This is a genomic window from Bradyrhizobium sp. USDA3516, assembly GCF_057651995.1.
Genome location: NZ_JBYGYN010000001.1, coordinates 691,811 through 711,443, shown reverse-complemented (window position 1 = coordinate 711,443; position 19,633 = coordinate 691,811). Strand labels below are relative to the sequence as shown.

Sequence of the window (19,633 nt, the reverse complement as noted above, 5' to 3'; positions counted from 1 at the left end):
GCGAGGGACGTCATGAAAAGATACGGCGGGAATGCCCGTGCGATTGCCGCGCTGGTGCGCGAGGCCGAGGTGCATCGCGACGTCTATGTCGATCCCGAGATCTTCGAGCTCGAGATGGAGCACCTGTTTCCCAACAGCTGGATCTATGTCGGCCATGCCAGCCAACTTGCAAAACCCGGCGACTTCATCACGGCCAATATCGGGCGGCAGCCGGTCATGGCCAGCCGCCATAGCGACGGTTCCATCCACGTGTTCTACAATCGCTGCCCGCACAAGGGCGTGAAGATCGCGTCCGAACCCTGCGGCAACACCGGAAAGTTCTTCCGCTGCCCTTATCACGCCTGGTCTTTCAAGACCGACGGCTCGCTGCTCGCGATCCCGCTGAAGAAGGGCTACGAGGGCACCGGCTTCGGCGACACCCAGGCCAATGAGGGGCTGTCGAAGGTCAGGAACGTCGTCATCTACCGCGATTTCATCTTCGCGCGCCTGAGCGATCACGGCGTCTCCTTCGAGGATTATTTTGGCGAAAGCCTTTCGACCATCGACAACATGGTCGACCGCTCGCCGGAGGGGAAACTCGCCGTCCAGGCAACGCCGATCCGCTACATGCACACGTGCAATTGGAAGATGCTGGTCGAGAACCAGACCGACACCTGCCATCCGATGGTGGCGCATGAGAGCTCGGCCGGTACCGCGGTCAAGGTCTGGAAGCGCGAGCAGGGCGATTCCACGGAAACACCGATGGCGGTGCAGCTCTACGGTCCCTTCATGAGCCCGTACGAGTTCTACGAGCAGAGCGGCATCCGGATCTGGCCGAACGGTCACGGCCACACCGGCGTCGCCAACTCCATCCATTCGAACTATTCGGATGTCCCGGGCTATCTCGACCAGATGGTTGCGGCCTATGGCGAGCAGCGCGCGCATGAGATCCTCGGTGAGGTCAGGCACAACACCGTGTACTTCCCGAACATCATGGTGAAGGGCGCTGTCCAGATCCTGCGCAATTTCATCCCGATCGCGGTCGACAAGACGCTGGTCGAGAGCTGGGTCTATCGCCTGGTCGGCGCGCCCGACAAGCTCTACGAGCGCGCATTGATGTACAACCGCTTCATCAACGCGCCGACCTCGATCGTCGGCCACGACGACCTCGAGATGTATGAGCGGGCGCAGGAGGGACTGAAGTCCAACGGCAATCAATGGGTCAATCTGCGGCGGCTCTACGACGGCCATGAAGAGCAGGACGTCACTGCGGTGATCAACGGCACGTCCGAGCGGCAGATGCGGAACCAGTTTCACGCCTGGGCGAAATTCATCACCATGGACATGGACGAGCGCATCGAGGCCGCGGAATGATCGGCGAGAACACCATCACGGACTTCATCTATCGCGAGGCCGAGCTGCTCGACGCGATGGAGTGGCAGGCCTGGCTCGATCTGTTTCACCCCGAAGGGCGTTACTGGATGCCGCTCGAATGGCAGCAGCAGGATCCGGTGCTGCAGCCGTCGCTGATGTACGAGGATCTGCTGCTCCTGAAGGTGCGGGTCGAGCGGCTCGCCGGCGAGCGCACCTTCAGCCAGAAGCCGAAGAGCCGTTGCCATCATCTGCTCCAGGCACCGCGGATCGTGGCATGCGATCCTGCTGCCGGAATGTTAAAGGCGCGGACCCCCTACATCTACACCGAGACGCGTGGCGACATGCTGGAGCGCTATTCTGGATGGGCCTCGCACGAGCTCGTGCAGGTCGGCGATGCCCTGAAGATCAAGCTCAAGCGCGTCGATCTCGTCAATTTCGATGCGCCGTTCGGCAACATCCAGCTTTTCATGTGAGACTGCCTTGACCGCTGCGACCACTATCCATGCCCGCTTTCAAGAGACCGCGCTCCGCCGCGGCGAAGCGGGCTTCCTCAACGTGCTGCCGGAGACGGCGGGCATCTACGGCATTGCGGCGGGCGAGATCTCCTATCGTGCGATGCTCGACCGGGTCGAGCACCGGCGCGCGGCGTTCGCGAGCCAGGGTTACGGCGAAGGCCACCGAGTCGGGCTGCTGCTCCAGAACAGGCCTGTCTTCATCGAGCTGTGGTTCGCGCTCAATGCGCTCGGCGTCTCGGTGGTGCCGATCAATCCGGACCTCCGTCGCAGCGAGCTCGAATACATCATCTCGCATTCCGAGATGAATGCTGCATTCGTCCTCGCCGGACGGCGCGAGGAGGTGGAGCTGGCCGCGCGTCAGGCCGGCCGGCCGATCCCTGTCGTGGACGATCAGGACGACGTTCCCGCACCCTTCGGCGGTGCCCGGCCCGCGACGTCGGCAAACGAGGGGAGCGAATGCGCGCTGCTCTATACGTCGGGGACGACGGGCCAGCCCAAGGGCTGCGTGCTCACCAACACCTACTTCCTGCATTCCGGAAACTGGTATCGCGACGTCGGCGGGCTGATCGACCTCAAGCCAGACGGCGAGCGTATGATCACGCCGCTGCCGCTGTTCCACATGAACGCAATGGCGGTGTCCCTGATGGCGATGCTGTCGGTCGGCGGCTGCCTGACCATGCTCGATCGCTTCCACCCGCGCAGCTGGTGGGCCTCGGTGCGCGACAGCCGTGCCACCTGCCTGCATTATCTCGGCGTGATGCCCTCGATGCTGATGAGCGCGCCGCCCTCGGAGCTGGACCGCGCGCACAGCGTGCGCTTCGGCTTCGGCGCCGGCGTCGACAAGCTGCTGCATGCGACGTTCGAGCAGCGTTTCGGCTTTCCGCTGTTGGAGGCCTGGGCGATGACCGAGACCGGCAGCGGCGGCGTCATTGCCGCCAATGTCGAGCCGCGCAAGGTCGGCACCAGCTGTTTTGGTCGCCCGGCCCCCGAGGTCGAGGTCCGGATCGTCGATGACGTCGGCGATGATGCGCCGGTGGATGTGCCCGGCGAGCTGTTGGTGCGGCGCGCCGGCGCCGATCCGCGCTACGGCTTCTTCCGCGAATATCTCAAGAACGAGGCTGCCACCAATGAGGCGTGGGCCGGCGGCTGGCTGCACACCGGCGATATCGTGTCGCGCGATGCGGACGGCGACCTGCACTTCGTCGATCGCAAGAAGAACGTGATCCGTCGCTCCGGCGAGAACATCGCCGCGGTCGAGGTCGAATCCGTGCTCAACCGCCATCCCGCGATCCGGCAGGCCGCGGTTGCGGCAACGCCGGACCAGGTGCGCGGCGACGAGGTCGCCGCGGTCATCATCCCTGAGAAGGCCGGCGCGGACCGCGCGCTCGCCGAAGAGATCGTGCGCTGGAGCCTCGAGCAGATGGCCTATTACAAGGCGCCGGGCTGGATCTGCTTCGTCGACAGCCTGCCGCTGACCGCGACCGAGAAGATCCAGCGCGGCGGGTTGAAGGATTTCGTCGGGAAGCTGATGGGCGAGGGCGCCTTCTTCGACCTGCGCGACCTCAAGAAGCGGCAAGTCTGATCAAGAAAGTCTGATCAAGAAGGTCTGATCATGAGCGCGATCCGCACCACCCTCATCACCGGCGGCAATTCCGGGATCGGCGAGGCCTTGGCGAAGAAGCTCGTCGCGCGCGGGCAACGCGTGATCTCGGTCGGGCTGGAGAAGCCGACCTGGACGCATGATCTGCTCGCGGCCTATCGCGCCGACCTCACCGATATCGAAGCGACGCGTGCGATCGCGCAGGAGATCTGCCGGGATCACGCCGTCGACAGCCTGGTCCACAATGCCGGAGTCATCCTGCCGAACCTGCTGCCCGACGCCAGGCCGGAAGACATATTGATGCTGGCGCAGTTGCATCTGGGCGCGCCGATGCTCCTGACCCAGGCGGCGCTGGAAGGGATGCGTGCGCGCCGCTTCGGGCGCATCGTGTTCGTCTCCTCGCGCGCCGCGATGGGGGCAGTGACGCGCTCGGCCTATTCGGCCACCAAGGCCGGCGTGCACGGCATGGCAAGGACCTGGGCGCTGGAGCTTGCCGCGAGCGGCATCACCGTGAACGTCGTCGCGCCGGGACCGATCCTGACCGACAATTTCTGGGGCGTCATCCCGAAGGGCTCCGAGCAGCAGGAGCGGATGGCGCGCAACGTTCCGGTCGGGCGGCTCGGCTCGCGCGAGGATGTCGCGCACGCCGTCTCGTTCTTCCTCGACGAGCACTCCGATTTCGTCACCGGCCAGGTGCTCTATGTCTGCGGCGGCACCAGCCTCGTCGGACTTGGGCCGTAGCCCGTCAGATCTGGTTCTGGCGGATATTCTCAACCATCTTGGCCAGCACGCGCGCGCAGACCTCGATGTCCTCGGGCTCGATGCCCTCGACCAGCTTGTCGTAATTGCTCGCCATGATCGGCCAGATCTTGCGCAGCAGCGCTTCGCCATCCGGCGTCAGGCCGACGACGCGGCGGCGCTGGTCCTCCTCGGCGATCTCGCGCTTGACGAGGCCCGACGACACCATGGACTCGACCATGCGGCTCGCCGTCGACTGCTCGGTCACCGCGAGAACGGCGACCTCGTTGACGGTGAGGGTCTTGTAGATGAACAGCACCGACAGCGTCCGGAACACGACATTGTTGATGCCGTGCTCGCTCAAATCGCGGTTCTGATCCAGGTTCCAGCGATTGGCGAGCCGGTTGAACAGATACGGAATATAGGTTTGCAGCTGGTCCCTGGTCCTCGGCGGACCCGACTTCCATCTGCTCTTGGATTCTCTGGCCATTATCTCTTGCGACTTTGCTTCTTGCTCTCGGTATGAAGTTTCGAGGAAAGCGATCTCAGCACGGACAGCGCGGTGTCCAGCTCCCGGGCCGAGACGTTCTCGAGCCGTTTGGCGAGATGCTTCTTGTGGATTTCGGCCGCCTTCCGGAACAGCGCTTCGCCTTTCGGCGTCAGGCGCACGATGAAGGACCGCCGGTCCTCGCTCGACATCTCCCTGCTGATGAGGTCGTCGGCGAGAAGACGTTGCACCAGCCCCGAGACATTGCCGCCGGTCACCTTCAGATTCTGCGACAATTGCCCGAGCGCAAGGCCATCCCGGTAACGGTCGAGCTGGGCCAGCACGTCGAATTTTGCCAGCGACAGGCCGAACTCCGAATTCAGCATCGAATTGAGCGAGGCGAACAGCTCACCATGCAGCGACAGCAATTGGAGCCAGAGCCGGGTTTCGATCTGCCCAGGGACGGGAACAACGTTCTCCTTGAGTGCTGCCGGCATCGCATGACCATCGAGTACGGAATGTCTCGTCGAGTGAAGGGAATTACCGCGGGTCGTTCGCTCCGATTAACAACCTGAGAAGCGTAGTCAAGCGGTCCGATCCTGACCTCTTGCGGCGCGAACGGCAATCCAGTCCTGCGTCCGGCGCCCGTGGAATCATGCGAAAGTCTTGATGGTCTGGATCACGCCGTCGAGCGCCGTTCCGGCGCTGTCCTTCAGCGCGGCCTCCCGCAGGCGGCGCGCCCAGTCGGCGGCATCCTCGCGGCGCTCAACCAGCTTGATCGCCGCGAGCGTCCGGTCGAATTTCGACAGCCCCCGGCTGTGGGTGTCCGAATAGCCTTTGACGAGGCGTCGGCATTGCAGGATCTCGACACCGAGCTGGTAATTGGTGCCGACCGCCTCGGTCGCGGCCTTGAGCCACGAATTCCGGTGGGCCGTCTCGACGGCGTGACGCAGCGAGCGGCGGCGCAGGCCACGCATCCCGCCGACGACATAGAGGACCAGGAACCAGGGCAGCGCGTAGGTTCGCACCCGGCGTCCCCGGTTGACGCGGCGATCGAGCCAGCCAAGCAGGCGCGGCCGCGCGCCGAGCCAGCGGCCGAAGCCTGCCGGCAGCATGCCCATCACTTCCTCCATGCGCGGATGCATGAACTCGGTGGTCTGGAGCACCTGTCCGTTCGACATCTCGAGCTCGCTCTCGATGCGCGCGCGGCGGCCGGCGCGCGTCTTGAGGTCGGCGATGCGGATGACGTCGTCATAGGTCATGGCGTTGGCGAGGTACTTTGCCGCGGCTTCCGTGAAGGCATAGGCATGCGCGCCGCCACCGGCGTTCCGGTCGGCTGCGTGCAGCGTCTTCAGGATGTCGAGATATTCGCCGCCATAGGCGATGTCCTGGAAGTCGATGACCTTCCGCAAGCCTGCACGCGCCATGCCGAGTGCAGGCTCGGGCAGCTCCCGATTCAATCTTGCGACGAGTTCGCCGAGCTGCGGATCGGGCGCCGCGGAAGAGGGGACATTGTCGGCCGGTCTGGCTGGCGCGGGCGCCGCAACTTCGGTCGGGCCGGTCTTGACCCGCTCGAAGGCGGCCTGGAACGTCTCGACGCTGGCCTTCGCGCCTTTGCCGCCTTTGCGGATGACGTCGAGATAGCTGTCGCGGCTGAACGGCAGCACGCCTGCGCCTGCGAGCGCGCCGAACATCGCGGCCGAGATGACGCTGCCATGCGCGATCGCCAGCGCGTTCAAATCGAAGATGATCTCGGTCTTCGCCGCAACTCCGATTGCGCCGGTCACGGCGCCGCCGTCGGCGATGCCGTTGCCCGGCGCGATCTTCTCGCCGATCGCAAACGACCGGTGGTTCGACGCGATCAGCGTGGTGCGATCCGGCGTCACGAGGCCGCGCAGGATCGATCGCCCGGCCTCCATGAATTCCGCCGCCATCACCACGTCGACGTCGCCCGGGGTCGGCATCAGCGACAGGATCGGCTTGCGGCCGTCGAGCGGCGGCATCGCCTCGATGTAGTAGATGGTGGCGCCGGTGCGCTGGGCGACGCCGGGCACCGAGGTGGACTGCGCGACCCAGCCGTGGTTCTCGGCGAGCTGAACGATCCAGTCGGTCAGGACGCCGCCGCCCTGGCCGCCCATCGCGACAATCGCGATCGAGATCGGGCGCTCCGTCGCTTCGCCTGCGGCGGGGAGGGCCAGCCGGACCGTCTCGTCCCTCATGCCAGTGCCTCGAGTGCCGGCCGCCGGCGGTCGCGACGACGCTGCAGCCAGCCGATCACGCTCATCGCGACCTTGGATTTGAACATGTCCCACCGCGTCGGATTATGGATGACGTCGGCGCGATAGAACGAGGGGCAGAGCACGGCGGCCTCGGCGACCTCGCCGCAATTGCCGCATCCGACGCAGGAATTGTCGATCGCCGCCACCGGATCGTCGCGCAAGGGATCGTCGAGCTGCTTCACCGACAGTGACGGGCAGCCGGAGAGGCGGATGCAGGCATGGTCGCCGGTGCAGACGTCTTCGTCCACGCCGAAGCGCTCCTTGACGATGCGCGTCCCGTCCTTGATCGCCTTGTTGATCTGCGGCTTCACGCGCCGCTGCTTGTTCAGCATGCATTCGGAAGACGCGACGATGACCTTCGGGCCTTCCTCTTTCGTCGTCAGCGCTTCCTTCAGCGTGTCGCGCATCTTGGCGACGTCGTAGGTGCGGTCGAGCTGGCGCACCCACTGGCCGCCGATGCCCTTCACCGCCTGCACGATCGAGTTGTTGGTCTTGCGGCGCTTGTTGATCGCGCGCGAGGACAGGATGTCCTGACCGCCGGTCGCCGAGGTGTAGTAATTGTCGACGATGACGAACACGCCGTCATGCTTGTTGAACACGGCATTGCCGATGCCGCTGGTCAGTCCGTTGTGCCAGAAGCCGCCGTCGCCCATCACCGCGATCGAGCGCTTGTCGGCCTTGACGTTGAAGGCCGAGGTCGAGGCCGGGCCGAGGCCGAAGCCCATCGTGGTCGCGCCGATGTTGAACGGCGGCAGGATCGAGAACAGATGGCAGCCGATGTCCGCGGAGACGTGGTGCTGGCCGAGCTCTTCCTCGACCAGCTTCATGGCGGCGAAGATCGGCCGTTCCGGGCAGCCGGTGCAAAGCCCGGGCGGGCGCGCCGGCACGACCTGCTTGAGCTTCTCGACCGCGGGGTGATTGAGCACGGGCGCTGCGTCCGGCGCCGGCGGCCGGTTGCCGAGCAGCCGCGGCTCGGTCTTCTCCAGGAATTCCCTGACGCCGCCGAGCAGCACCTGCGCAGTGTAGTCGCCGCCCATCGGCAGCACGTCCTTGCCGTGGACGCGCGCCTGGATGTCCTTGCGGCGCAAGACCGTATTGATCGCCTGCTCCAGATATTCCGGCTGGCCTTCCTCGACGATGAGCACGGCGTCCTTGTCGACGCAGAATTCCGCAACCTCGGTGTCGATCACGGGGTAGGTGACGTTCATGATGTAGAGCGGGATCTGCGTGTTGCCATAGGCATCCGACAGCCCGAGATATTGCAGCGCGCGGATGACGTTGTTGTACATGCCGCCCTGCATGATGATGCCGACCTTGCCCTGCTTCGGCCCCATCCATTCATTCAGCTTGTTGTCCCGAATGAATCCGATAGCCGCGGGCATCCGCGTCTTGATCTTCTCCTGCTCGTGCTCATAGGCCGCCGGCGGCAGCACGATGCGGCCAACGTCACGCTTGGGATTGTTGAGCGCGTCCTTGATGGTGTGCGCCGGCCTGACATTGTCCTTGCAGGCGAAGCTGCCGTGCATGTGGCAGGCGCGCACGCGCACCTCCAGCATGACCGGCGTGTTGGAGAACTCGGAGAGCTCGAAGCCCTTCTCGATCAGGTTGACGATGCATTCATGCTCGGGGCGGGGATCGAGCAGCCAGATCTGCGACTTCATCGCGAAGGCGTGGGTACGCTCCTGCATGATGGAGGAGCCTTCGCCATAGTCCTCGCCGACGATGATCATGGTGCCGCCGGTGACACCGCCCGAGGCGAGGTTGGCAAGAGCGTCGGAGGCGACGTTGGTGCCGACGGTCGACTTCCACGCGACCGCGCCGCGCAGGGGATACATCACCGATGCCGACAGCATCGCCGCGGCGGCGGCTTCGTTGGCCGAGCTCTGGAATACGACGCCGAGGTCGTCGAGCACGTCCTTGGCGTCGGCCAGCACGTCCATCAGATGCGAGATCGGCGAGCCCTGGTAGCCGCCGACATAGGCGACGCCCGATTGCAGCAGCGCCTTGGTGATGGCGAGGATGCCTTCGCCGCGGAACGTGTCGCCGGCGCCGAGCCTGAGATCCTCGACCTCGCGAGCAAAAGACCGTTCAGCCATTGCACCCTCCAGAAATATGCGTTAGCATACGTTTACATGTGAAGTAAGTCAACGCCGCGCCATGCTATCACGCTTGCGGAAGCTCCCTCCGACAAGGCGGTCATGAGCCAGCGACAGGGTAGGGCCGATGCTGAAGCTGCCTCGCTTTAGAGCTGCCGCCGTCCAGGCTTCACCAGTCTATCTCGACGCGAGCGCGACCGCGGAGAAGGCGGCTTCACTGGTCCGTGAGGCCGCAGCCAACGGGGCGAAGCTCGTCGCGTTCCCGGAAGTGTTCGTTCCCGGCTATCCCTATTGGAACTGGATCACCGATCCCGTCACCGGCAGTGCATGGTTCGAGAAGCTCGCCAAGGCGTCGGTGCTGGTGCCGGGGCCGGAGGTCGACGTGGTCCGAAAAGCCGCGCGCGATACGGCATGCCACGTCGTGCTCGGCGTCAACGAGCGCAGCCCGGTCTCGCTCGGCGCGATCTACAATACGCTGGTTTTCATCGGTCCTGACGGCGCCTTGCTCGGCAAGCATCGCAAGCTGGTGCCGACCTGGGCAGAGAAGCTGACCTGGACCGGCGGTGACGGGTCGAGCCTGCGCGTTTATGATACCGAGATCGGCCGTCTCGGAGGCCTGGCCTGCGGCGAGAACACCAACACGCTGGCGCGCTTTGCGCTGCTCGGACAGGGCGAGCTCGTGCACGTCGCCAGCTACATCTCGCTTCCCGTCGCGCCCCCCGACTATGACATGGCGGAGGCGATCAAATTGCGCGCGATTGCCCACTCCTTCGAAGGCAAGATCTTCACGATCGTCTCCTGCTCGACCGTGTCGGAGGAGATCATCGCGGCGATGGAGACCGTCGTTCCCGACGCACGCGCACGTCTGCAGCGGAAGTCGAGCGCATTCTCCGGCATCATCGGGCCGGACGGGCGCGTGGTCGGCGATCCCTTGATCGACGACGAAGGCATCGTCTATGCCGATATCGATCTCGAGCGCTGCATCCAGCCGAAGCAGATGCACGACATCGTCGGGCACTATAACCGGTTCGACATTTTCGATCTGCGGGTCAACCGTCGCCCCCTGGCGCCGCTGGGCCTCGCGGACGGTGAGGGCGTTACCGCGGAGCAGGGTTTTGTGCCGATCCCGCTGAGATCGGAATGATGGTTTGGGACACGCTGACTTGAAGCATGGTGCTAATACATCCACACCGTCATGGCCGGGCTTGTCCCGGCCATCCACGACCTTTCGTGCGGGACAAAGAACGTGGATGCCCGGGACAAGCCCGGGCATGACGAGCTTGGTCACCACATTCTAGCTGAAGCGGCGACACAGGACTTGGAGGATAGGATGCGCGAGAACGTGATCGGCCGGGCCAATGTCGAGGACACCCCCGAGCTCAAGGCCTATTACAAGGATCTCGAACGGTACGAAGCCGGCGCGCTCTGGACCGTCGCCAACAAGATCGAGCCGTGGGCGCCGCAATCGGCCTCGGTTCCCGTGCTCTGGCGCTACAAGGATCTGCGTGAGCACGTGCTGCGCTCGGTCGAGCTGGTCTCGCCCGAGAAAGCCGGCCGGCGGGTGATCTATCTCAATAATCCCGGGCGGCGCGACGTGTCGGCCGCGGTGGGCTGGCTCTATTCGGGATTGCAGGTGATGCACCCCGGCGAGGTCGCCACGGCCCACGCCCACTCGGCCTCGGCGCTGCGCTTCATCATGGAGGGCGCGGGCGCCTACACCATCGTCGACGGCCACAAGATGACGCTGGGCGCGCGGGATTTCGTGCTGACGCCGAACGGCACCTGGCACGAGCATGGCGTCGAAGGCGACGGCTCGGTCTGCATCTGGCAGGACGGTTTGGACATCCCGCTCGTCAACGCGCTGGAAGCCAATTTCTTCGTGGTGCATCCGAAGATCCAGCAGGAGCCGTCCGGCTATCCCGTGGACGACATGACCCGGACCTGGGGCAATCCCGGTCTTCGGCCGGCGGACTCGCGCTGGTCGAAGGGCTATTCGCCGATGTTCAAATATGAGTGGGAGCCGACCTACGAGTCCTTGCAGAAATATGCGGCCGCGACCGATGGCTCGCCCTATGACGGCATCCTCATGAACTACGTCAACCCGGTCACCGGCGGGCACGTGATGCAGACGATCGGCGCCAGCATGCAGTTGCTGCGCCCCGGCGAAAAAACCAAATCGCACCGGCACACCGGCAGCTTCATCTACCAGGTCGCCAAGGGGCGCGGCTATTCGATCATCGGCGGCAAGCGGCTCGAATGGGAAGAGCGCGACATCTTCTGCGTTCCGTCCTGGGCCTGGCACGAGCACGGCAACGCCTCGGCGAGCGAGGACGCCTGCCTGTTCTGCTTCAACGACCTGCCCGTCATCGAAGGCCTCGGGCTCTATCGGGAAGAAGCCTATGGCGACAATGGCGGTTACCAGTCGGTTGCGGCCTGACATGCCCTTGCAGAATTCAACCAGAACAGCCGGATAGAAGCTTTCATGCGTCTCGTCACCTACACCTTGGGCTCCAACGGTGCCCGTCTTGGAGCCCTGGTCAATGGTCTGGTCGTCGATGTTGAGCATCTTGGTGCGTCCAGCGGCGTGACATGGCCGGGTGACATGCTGTCGTTCATCGACAACAGCGTGACCCTGCTGCCAGCGCTTAAGGATGCACTGGAGGATGCCAATGGCCGCTTCCCGGCCGGCTCGGCGGTTGCGTTCGAGGACGTCAAGCTGCAGGCGCCGATCCCGCGGCCGCGGAAAAACATCTTCGGCATCGGGCTGAACTACCGGGCGCATGTTGCGGAATCCGCCAAGAGCCTGGATACGGACAAGGACCTGCCGAAGCAGCCGGTCGTCTTCTCCAAGCCACCCACCTCCGTGATTGGCCCGGGCGCGGCGATCCAGCACAATGCGAAGATGACGCAGCAGCTCGACTGGGAGGTCGAGCTCGCCGTCATCATTGGCAAGACCGCAACGCGCGTCGCGGCCGACAAGGCGATGGACCACGTCTTCGGCTATTCGGTGATGATCGACATTTCCGCGCGGGACAATCGCCGGGCCGGCCAGTGGATCTTCTCCAAGGGCATGGACACCTATGCGCCGTTCGGGCCCTGCATCGTGACCGCGGACGAGATTGCCGATCCACACGATCTGCGGCTGTGGCTGACCAAGAACGGGGTCATGAAGCAGGACTCCAACACCAAATACATGATCTTCGACATTCCGGTGCTGATATCTGACATTTCGTCGGGCATGACGCTCGAGCCGGGCGACATCATCGCCACGGGCACGCCTGAAGGCGTCGGCGCCGGCATGAGCCCGCAGGAATGGCTTTGGCCGGGCGACGTGGTCGAGGCGGGCGTCGACGGCGTCGGTGTCATTCGCCACCCCGTCGTTGCGATCTGATGACGAATTTTTCGTTCGATCGCGAGCTCAGGTTCGGAGACTGCGACCCGTCGGGGATCGCGTATTTTCCGTCCTATTTGAACATTCTCAACGGCGTGGTCGAAGATTTCTGGGCTGGAATCGGTTTTCCATGGCCGGAGCTGATCACGGTCCGGAAGATCGGAACGCCCACGGTGCACCTCGATTGCGATTTCTCCCGGCCGTCGATGTTCGGCGATCTCCTGACATTCAACCTGCGCATCGTCAGGGTCGGTGGGTCATCTCTCCATCTCGCGCATGTCATCTCCGGCGCGAATGGCCCGCGCTGGCGCGCGCGCCAGATCCTTGCTGCGACCTCGCTGGTCGATCATCATGCGATCCCATGGCCCGATGACATTCGCGCCGCACTGATGGCGCATGTGAGTGTGGGCGAGGGGACCGAGGCAACACCCGCATGATCTCGCTGTTCATGACATTCTCCGATTCCACAGGCGAACGGCGCGTGCGTCCTGATGAGGTTGCCGCTGTGGCGGAGCGCGTCGGATCGATCCCCGACATGACCGAGGCCCTGCTGTTCACGCCGTTGGAAAAGTCGGTCGACCATCCTTACAGGGACGACGGCGCCGGCCCCGCCTTTGCACTTCAAATCCGGTTTCCCGAGCTGTTCGCCTGCGAGGCGGCGATGGATCGCGGCGGCGTCCTTGCCGGCCTCGCAACGGGGGCCGGGCTATCCCGCCTCACCGGACTGGATGTCACCCACCAGGTGATGCTGACGCGCGCGTTTCCGGTCGATGTCGCCGAGCATCCGGCGGGAACGACAACTCCGTGCAGCTACCTCGTGCACTATCCAGGCCCGGCCGAGGATATGAACGCCTGGAACCTGCATTATCTCGAGCACCACCCGCCGATCATGCGGACCTTCCCGGACGTCCGCCAGATCGAGATCTACACCCGCATCGACTGGGTCGACCGGCTGCCATCGCAGCGCGTCGAGCACATGCAACGCAACAAGCTGGTGTTCGACAGCCCGCAAGCCCTCGCGCACGCACTCGGCTCCGACGTGATCAAGCAGATGCGCGCGGACTTCGTGAAATTCCCACCGTTTGCGGGCGGCAACAAGCATTTCCCGATGCTGACCAGAGTGGTGGGGGCGAGGTCCTAGGCCGTGTAACCCATAACCCGGCGGCGTGATGCGGCTAAAAGCAGCGTCTGCTTTGCTCCTATAGCGACCGAGTTCGTGCGGCGGCGCAGCATGTCGCGATGGGCCAAAATGCGAAGAACTCAGGTTGAGAAAATCTAGTCAGGTTCACTACGATGAGCGGACCTCCGCCAGCGGAGCCGCAACTTCACCTTCGGGCCAGAAGCGGTCGTTGACCGTAGATAAGCGCGGGTTGCGATGGGCGGTTATCGACCGCGTCGTAACGGCACTACTACCAATTTCCACCACAATAGGGCCGAACATATCCCTCCTACGGTAGCCGCAAAGCTGCTGAACAGTAGCGTCTCGCCGATGTCCTCAGGATTGCGCCAGAGGCCGCGAATTGCAGGAATAAGGACGAGTGTTTCAGCTGCAAGAATGCTTACGAGGATGCTCGATGTCCGCGAAGGGCGGCTCTGCTTCGCAAGCCAGAGCGCTTTAGGCCACTCTGTCGTAATCCCAAGGATGGCTGCTGCCGCAACTCCAAAAAGGCTCGCCACAAACCAGAGAAATGAGATCATCTCCAGAAGGCTGCTCGCGCTCCCCCCGCGGGAATTCGACCAGAAATAGATGGACGATAAAGCTATGACGACGAAGCCGGACGCTATGCCAGTCAACAATATTGCCGATATCGCTCGAATGATTAAACCTAGCTTTCGCACGCTGTGTCCCATAATTCGCGAACACTGTCGGCAATAATAGCTATTTGCACAAGTCTGCTTTGGGTCAATCGCGGCGATCTGGCCGGCTAAAGTTAGACCCGGTCTGCCCCTAACAGCCGACATACTCTCGGTCGTGGGACGCGGCAGTGATGGGCCATAAGCGGAAGCGCGGCCGGTTTGTTGCTTGAACGAGAGCGCCTACGTCGCAGAGGAAGAGCAGGCACGAATGGCGTGCGCGGGCGCTGGCCGGAGCTTTTTATCGCACCGTGGAATTAAAGGCATCGACCATTTAGGGACCTTGTCCGTTTCCAATCGATGAGCAGCTCCGACAAAATGGGCGACGGCGTCGAACCGGGTTCGTCGGCTCGCGGATGGCAGAAGAGGGCTGGCAACACGCGACAATTATAGTAGCGTTGTTGCAAGAAGAAGCGCACGGCGGCTGAAGCCGGGCGCGACACATAAAACAGGGAGGACTTTCGATGCAGTTTCTCAAGACTGCGGTTGCGGCTGGGCTTGTCGTTGCGGCCTTTACCGGCACCTCGCTTGCGCAAACCAAGCCGTCGGAGCTCAAAATCGGCATCACGACGTTCCTGTCGGGCCCTGCGTCAGTCTTCGGTGTGCCGGCGAAGGCCGCGGCGGAGATGATCGCGGAGGACCTCAACAAGAAGGGCGGCATCGGCGGCGTGCCGGTCAAGCTCTCCTTCATCGACGAAGGCGCGGGAGGCGAAGCGCTCGTCTCGAACTACCGACGCGTGGTGCAGGACGAAAAGGTCGATGCCACGTTTGCTTCGATCTCGTCGGGCAGCTGCACCCAGTTGGTGCCGATCGCCGAAGACCTCAAAGTCATGAATTTCATGTGGGACTGCGGTGCGGCCTCCATCCTCGAAACCAAGAAGTACCGGTACAATTTCCGGACTCAGGCGAACGGCACGCCGGAAATGCTGGCCGTTCTCCTTTACCTGCTCAAGACCAAGCCCGACTTCAAGACGATCGCGGTGGTCAATCAGGATTATGCATGGGGTCGGGAGAGCTGGGAGATCTTTTCGACCGCGCTCAAGGCGATGAAGCCGGACGTGCAAGTCGTCGCGGAGCTCTTCCCGAAGTTCGGCGCACCGGACTACTCCACTGAAGTCTCCCGTCTGTTGGCGCTGCGGCCGGATGTAGTTCTGACCACGTCCTGGGGCGGAGATCTCGACACGCTGGTCCGCCAGGCCGGTCAGCGCGGCCTGTTGCAGCAGTCGACCTTCGTGCTCGGGATCGGCGAATCATCGATCCAGCGGTTGGGCAAGGACTTGCCTGAAGGCCTGATCGTCGGCGCGCGCGGAGACCACTGGTTCCTGCATCCCGAGAAGAAGAACGACGCGGCCTTCAAGGCGTTCAACGAAGCCTTCAAGGCGAAGACCGGTGCATGGCCGATCTACCCGGTCTATCACATGGCGCAGGCGTTCAAGGCCCTGCAGACGGCCTACGACAAGGCGATCAAGTCCAACGGCGGCAACTGGCCCACGCGCGAACAGGTCGTCGACGCAACAGTGGGCATCGAGTTCGCCACCGGCTTCGGCCGTCCGATCACGCTGCGGCCCGAGGACAACCAGGGGCTCGAAGCTCAGCTGGTCGGCGTCACCAAATCCGTTCCGGGGTACGACTTCAAGCTGCTCGACAACATGATGATCTTCGATCCGAAGATGATCACCAACCCGGCTGGCGTACGGTCGGTCGAGTGGCTCAAGACGCTCAAACCGGACTTCGTCAAGATGGACGTGCCGACCTTCAAAGCTCAGTAACGGCACGCTCGACTTTTGATCCCCGTCCTCCGAGCCGCGTCCCGGAGGACGGACCTTTTCCGAAGGCCATCATGAACTCGACACTCGCTATCTTGGCGATCCTCGATGGGATCAGCTATGCCGCACTGGTGTTCCTGGTCTCGGTCGGGCTCAGCCTGATTTTCGGCGTGCTGCGCGTGGTCAACGTCGCGCACGGGTCGCTGTACGCGTTCGGCGCCTACCTGGCTGCGACGTTCAGCCTTGCAGTCGTGCCGATATCGCCTTGGCTCACCTATCCCGCGCTGCTGGCTGCCTCCATCGTGATCGGCGTCGCGTGCGGCGGTTTCATCGAACGGTTTCTGCTGCGACCGCTCTTCGGACAGGAGGACGTCCTTCAGCTTCTGATCACTTTCGCCGCCTTCATGATCATGGACAACCTGCAGCGTCTGATCTGGGGCGTGCAGCCCATCTTCGCCGCGGAGCCGTTGAGACTACTTCCCAACATCGCCGTGTTCGGCGTCAGCTACACGTCATATCAAGTCATTCTGCTGCCCGGCGTCGCATTGGCGACGCTGTTCGGGCTCCGCTACTTCCTGCGCAGGACCCTGTCGGGAGCGGTGATCCTTGCGGTTACGGAGGACCGCGAAGCTTCGACGGCCATCGGGATTGACGCAAAACGCGTATACTTCGTCACCTTCGTCATCGGCGCGAGTCTGGCCGCGTTGGGAGGAGCGCTGGCCTCGCCGACCACCTCGCTGGTCCCCGGTATGGGTGCCGACATGATCGTGCTTTCCTTTGCCGTCGCTGCGACCGCGGGTCTCGGCCAGATCGAGGGAACCGCGCTCACCGCGCTGATGATCGGCCTGACCCGTGCCTTCGTGATCTATCTCCAGCCGGAATTCGAAGTTCTCGTTCCCTATCTGCTGATGGTGCTGGTGCTTCTGGTGCGTCCGTTCGGCCTGTTCGGCGCCGTGCAGGTAAGGAAAATTTGATGAGCGGTCGCATGAAGCCGATCACCGCGATCGCGATCATCTTCTTTCTGGTCAGCGCCGTCGCGCCCCTTTTGGTATCGAGCTGGGCGACCTTGTTCGCGTTGATCCTCGCGAAGGGTGTCGTCGTTCTCGGTATCATTCTTCTGCTGCAGGCGGGGCAGGTGTCGTTCGGACATGCAATGTTCTTCGCTACCGGGGCATATACCGCGGCGTTCTGGGGCAAGTACGTCGGTGGCGGCGACATCGTGCTCTTCATCGCGCTGGGCGGCATGACCTCCGCCGTCTTCGGCCTCATCGTCGGGCTCTTCGTCGTGCGCTACCGGGAAATCTTTTTTGGAATGCTGAATCTGGCGTTTTCGATGGTGCTGTGGTCGCTGCTGGAGAAGATGTTTCATTACACCAACGGCGCCGACGGCATCCGGGTCCCTCGTCCGGCCCTGTTGGGGCTGTCGTTTACGCCCGAGACCTTCCAGTACGTCATCCTTTACGTGAGCCTCTTGATCGCGGTCGTCGCCTTCTACGGCGTGCAACGCTATCTCGACAGCCCGCTCGGACACATGCTGCGTGCCATCAAATCGAACGAGACCCGGCTCGAGTACCTCGGGACGTCCGCACGGCGCGTGCTTCTGATAGGCTACGTGATCTCGGCTTTTCTCGGCGGCATCGGCGGCACGCTGGTGGCGATCATCCAGCAGATCGCCACGCCCGAGTTCGGGTTCTGGACGAAGTCGGGTGAGTTCGTCTTTATCGCGATCCTCGGCGGCAGCGCCCACGCCTTCGGAGCTTTCGCCGGCGCGGCGATGTTCGAGTGCGTGCGCTTCTATGCGGCGGCTCACCTGGCCGACACCTGGCAGCTGATCCTCGGCGTGGTCTTGATCGTCATCATTCTCTATGCGCCTAACGGCCTGATAGGTCTCAGGCAGCGCTACGGCCAGGCGACGCAGGGAGGACATTGATGGCCAACGTCCTCCTTTCCGCGAAGGGCATCAAGATCCGGTTCGGTGGCGTCGTCGCCGCCGACGGTATCGATCTGGACGTGCTCCAAGGCGAGAACCTCGCGATCATCGGACCCAACGGCGCCGGAAAGACCACCTTCCTCAACATCTCGACGGGTTATCTGCGGCCGCAGGCCGGAAGCATCACCTTCCTAGGCCGGGAAATCACGGCGCAGCTCCCGCGCACGATCACCAAGCTCGGCATCGCGCGGGCCTTTCAGATACCGCAGCTTTTTCTCGATCAGACTGTGATGGAGAACATGCTGATCGCCGCGGCCTCGCGGCTGGGAAGTCCTTCCGGCTTCACGGCTCTTTCAGCCCTGCCTGAGCTGCCCGAAATGGAGCGCCTTCTGGATCTCGTCGGCGTCAAGTCGTACGCGTCTCGCAGGGCGAGGGAGCTTCCCGAGGGACAACGCAAGCTGGTCGACATCGCTCTGGCGCTCGCGCTGAAGCCCAGATTGCTGCTGATGGACGAGCCCACCTCTGGCGTCGCCTCCGCCGAAAAGCTGGAGATCATGGACATCCTGACGTCCGCGCTCGCCAAGGAGAAGGTGACTTCGGTCTTCGTCGAGCACGACATGGACATGGTGGAGCGCTATGCCCACCGAGTCGCGGTGTGGAACGTCGGGAAGATCCAAAAGGTGGGCACGCCAGCGGAGGTTCTGTCCGATCCCAAGGTCCGCGAACAGGTGATCGGCATATGACGGCGATGCTGGACTTCGAGAAGGTCAACGTCGCGATCGCCGATGCGCCGGTGCTGCGCAGCGTCAGTTTCTCGCTGCCGCCGGGCGCGACCGCCGCGCTCATCGGGCGAAACGGCGCCGGCAAGACCACGACGGTACGGACCATCATGGGCTTCACGAAGGCGAGCGGCATCGTGCGCCTGGGCGGTCAGGACCTGGGACATGTTCCTCCGCACCGCAGGCCCTTCTTGGGCATCGGCTACGCTCCCGAGGACCGTCGTCTCTTCTCGGCCTTCACGGTGGAAGAAAACATTCTTTTGCCCGCTCGCGTCGCAAAACTTGGCGCGGACGAGGCGCGCCGGCGGCTGGAGCGGGCCTACTCCGTGCTGCCGGAGCTCAGGGAACTGGCGGCTCGTCCGGCGGGCTCCGTCTCGGGCGGCCAAGGCAAGATGGTCGCCCTCGGGCGCGCCCTGATGCTAGGCACCCGCCTCGTCATTCTGGACGAGCCGTTCCAGGGCCTCGCCCCTGTGCTGGCGCAGAGGTACGCCGAGGCGCTGCGTCGGCTTCGTTCGCAGGACCCGGACATTACCCTTCTGATCACGGAATCGAACCCGAAGCTGCTCGAGACCTTCGCAGACGTGACGCTGACGATCGAGCGCGGCGAAATCGAAAGCCGGGTCCTTGCGTAGCGCTCGCCCGGTTCGGCGCGCAAAACAGACGGCCAAGCCAAGCTCCACGAACTGCTCAACTCGCACCAACTGGAATTGGGGCGATGATGGCATTATGCCCCTGTTTTGCCCGACGGAACAACCGGTTTTCGGAAAGTCCGCAGGTCCTGCTACTAAGTCATTGAAATCGCTGTCACCGCCTACTGTGCATGGGGTTGTTTTCGACGTTTTGTG

18 protein-coding genes are annotated in these 19,633 nt (G+C 63.4%); 14 read left to right on the top strand and 4 right to left on the bottom strand.

Translation table 11 applies throughout. The annotated features are described in order from the left end of the window. Positions 1-12 precede the first annotated feature (12 nt). From AC24YW_RS03490 to AC24YW_RS03475, 4 genes are read left to right on the top strand one after another with little or no spacing between them, the layout of a single operon-like run. Complete coding sequence (locus AC24YW_RS03490; protein ID WP_487481390.1) at positions 13-1,353, top strand: aromatic ring-hydroxylating dioxygenase subunit alpha; 1,341 nt, start codon at positions 13-15, stop codon at positions 1,351-1,353. Next, complete coding sequence (locus AC24YW_RS03485) at positions 1,350-1,826, top strand: aromatic-ring-hydroxylating dioxygenase subunit beta (RefSeq protein WP_487481389.1); 477 nt, start codon at positions 1,350-1,352, stop codon at positions 1,824-1,826. The genes AC24YW_RS03490 and AC24YW_RS03485 overlap by 4 nt, the downstream gene beginning before the upstream one ends. A gap of 7 nt (positions 1,827-1,833) precedes the next feature. Continuing rightward, complete coding sequence (locus AC24YW_RS03480) at positions 1,834-3,450, top strand: ATP-dependent acyl-CoA ligase (RefSeq protein ID WP_487481388.1); 1,617 nt, start codon at positions 1,834-1,836, stop codon at positions 3,448-3,450. A gap of 30 nt (positions 3,451-3,480) precedes the next feature. Further along, on the top strand, positions 3,481-4,209 hold the full coding sequence (locus AC24YW_RS03475) for an SDR family NAD(P)-dependent oxidoreductase (protein ID WP_487481387.1): 729 nt from the start codon (positions 3,481-3,483) through the stop codon (positions 4,207-4,209). Between the two features lie 4 nt (positions 4,210-4,213). Here AC24YW_RS03475 and AC24YW_RS03470 read toward each other — a convergent pair whose 3' ends face one another. The 4 genes from AC24YW_RS03470 to AC24YW_RS03455 all read right to left on the bottom strand — a co-directional run bounded on the left by AC24YW_RS03470 (position 4,214) and on the right by AC24YW_RS03455 (position 9,068). Beyond that, positions 4,214-4,696, bottom strand: coding sequence for a MarR family winged helix-turn-helix transcriptional regulator (locus AC24YW_RS03470; protein ID WP_487481386.1), 483 nt, complete (start codon positions 4,694-4,696; stop codon positions 4,214-4,216). Continuing rightward, positions 4,696-5,190: a MarR family winged helix-turn-helix transcriptional regulator gene (locus AC24YW_RS03465; RefSeq protein WP_487481385.1), complete on the bottom strand. Its 495-nt coding sequence runs from the start codon at positions 5,188-5,190 to the stop codon at positions 4,696-4,698. Before AC24YW_RS03465 ends, AC24YW_RS03470 begins: the two co-directional genes overlap by 1 nt. A 156-nt stretch (positions 5,191-5,346) precedes the next feature. Then, positions 5,347-6,912, bottom strand: coding sequence for an indolepyruvate oxidoreductase subunit beta family protein (locus tag AC24YW_RS03460; protein ID WP_487481384.1), 1,566 nt, complete (start codon positions 6,910-6,912; stop codon positions 5,347-5,349). Beyond that, positions 6,909-9,068 (bottom strand): thiamine pyrophosphate-dependent enzyme, encoded by a 2,160-nt coding sequence (locus AC24YW_RS03455; RefSeq protein ID WP_487481383.1) that lies wholly within the window; start codon positions 9,066-9,068, stop codon positions 6,909-6,911. The genes AC24YW_RS03460 and AC24YW_RS03455 overlap by 4 nt, the downstream gene beginning before the upstream one ends. 127 nt (positions 9,069-9,195) lie before the next feature. Here AC24YW_RS03455 and AC24YW_RS03450 point away from each other — a divergent pair, with 127 nt between their 5' ends. From AC24YW_RS03450 to AC24YW_RS03405, 10 genes are all read left to right on the top strand, one after another. Beyond that, positions 9,196-10,212: a carbon-nitrogen hydrolase family protein gene (locus tag AC24YW_RS03450; protein WP_487481382.1), complete on the top strand. Its 1,017-nt coding sequence runs from the start codon at positions 9,196-9,198 to the stop codon at positions 10,210-10,212. 186 nt (positions 10,213-10,398) lie between these two features. Next, a complete protein-coding gene (locus tag AC24YW_RS03445) occupies positions 10,399-11,505 on the top strand; it encodes a cupin domain-containing protein (RefSeq protein ID WP_487481381.1) in 1,107 nt (368 codons plus the stop codon). Positions 11,506-11,550: 45 nt separating this feature from the next. Then, positions 11,551-12,459 (top strand): fumarylacetoacetate hydrolase family protein, encoded by a 909-nt coding sequence (locus AC24YW_RS03440; protein ID WP_487481380.1) that lies wholly within the window; start codon positions 11,551-11,553, stop codon positions 12,457-12,459. Further along, the gene (locus AC24YW_RS03435) at positions 12,459-12,896 is read left to right on the top strand and encodes an acyl-CoA thioesterase (RefSeq protein ID WP_487481379.1); all 438 of its coding nucleotides are present in this window, start codon (positions 12,459-12,461) and stop codon (positions 12,894-12,896) included. Before AC24YW_RS03440 ends, AC24YW_RS03435 begins: the two co-directional genes overlap by 1 nt. Then, complete coding sequence (locus AC24YW_RS03430; protein ID WP_487481378.1) at positions 12,893-13,600, top strand: EthD family reductase; 708 nt, start codon at positions 12,893-12,895, stop codon at positions 13,598-13,600. The genes AC24YW_RS03435 and AC24YW_RS03430 overlap by 4 nt, the downstream gene beginning before the upstream one ends. A gap of 1,177 nt (positions 13,601-14,777) precedes the next feature. After that, a complete protein-coding gene (locus AC24YW_RS03425; RefSeq protein ID WP_487481377.1) occupies positions 14,778-16,082 on the top strand; it encodes an ABC transporter substrate-binding protein in 1,305 nt (434 codons plus the stop codon). 71 nt (positions 16,083-16,153) lie between these two features. Further along, positions 16,154-17,053: a branched-chain amino acid ABC transporter permease gene (locus tag AC24YW_RS03420; RefSeq protein WP_487481376.1), complete on the top strand. Its 900-nt coding sequence runs from the start codon at positions 16,154-16,156 to the stop codon at positions 17,051-17,053. Positions 17,054-17,064: 11 nt separating this feature from the next. Then, the gene (locus tag AC24YW_RS03415) at positions 17,065-18,009 is read left to right on the top strand and encodes a branched-chain amino acid ABC transporter permease (protein ID WP_487481375.1); all 945 of its coding nucleotides are present in this window, start codon (positions 17,065-17,067) and stop codon (positions 18,007-18,009) included. Further along, a complete protein-coding gene (locus tag AC24YW_RS03410) occupies positions 18,009-18,752 on the top strand; it encodes an ABC transporter ATP-binding protein (RefSeq protein ID WP_487481374.1) in 744 nt (247 codons plus the stop codon). Before AC24YW_RS03415 ends, AC24YW_RS03410 begins: the two co-directional genes overlap by 1 nt. Next, positions 18,749-19,420 (top strand): ABC transporter ATP-binding protein, encoded by a 672-nt coding sequence (locus tag AC24YW_RS03405; RefSeq protein WP_487481373.1) that lies wholly within the window; start codon positions 18,749-18,751, stop codon positions 19,418-19,420. The genes AC24YW_RS03410 and AC24YW_RS03405 overlap by 4 nt, the downstream gene beginning before the upstream one ends. Positions 19,421-19,633 lie beyond the last annotated feature (213 nt).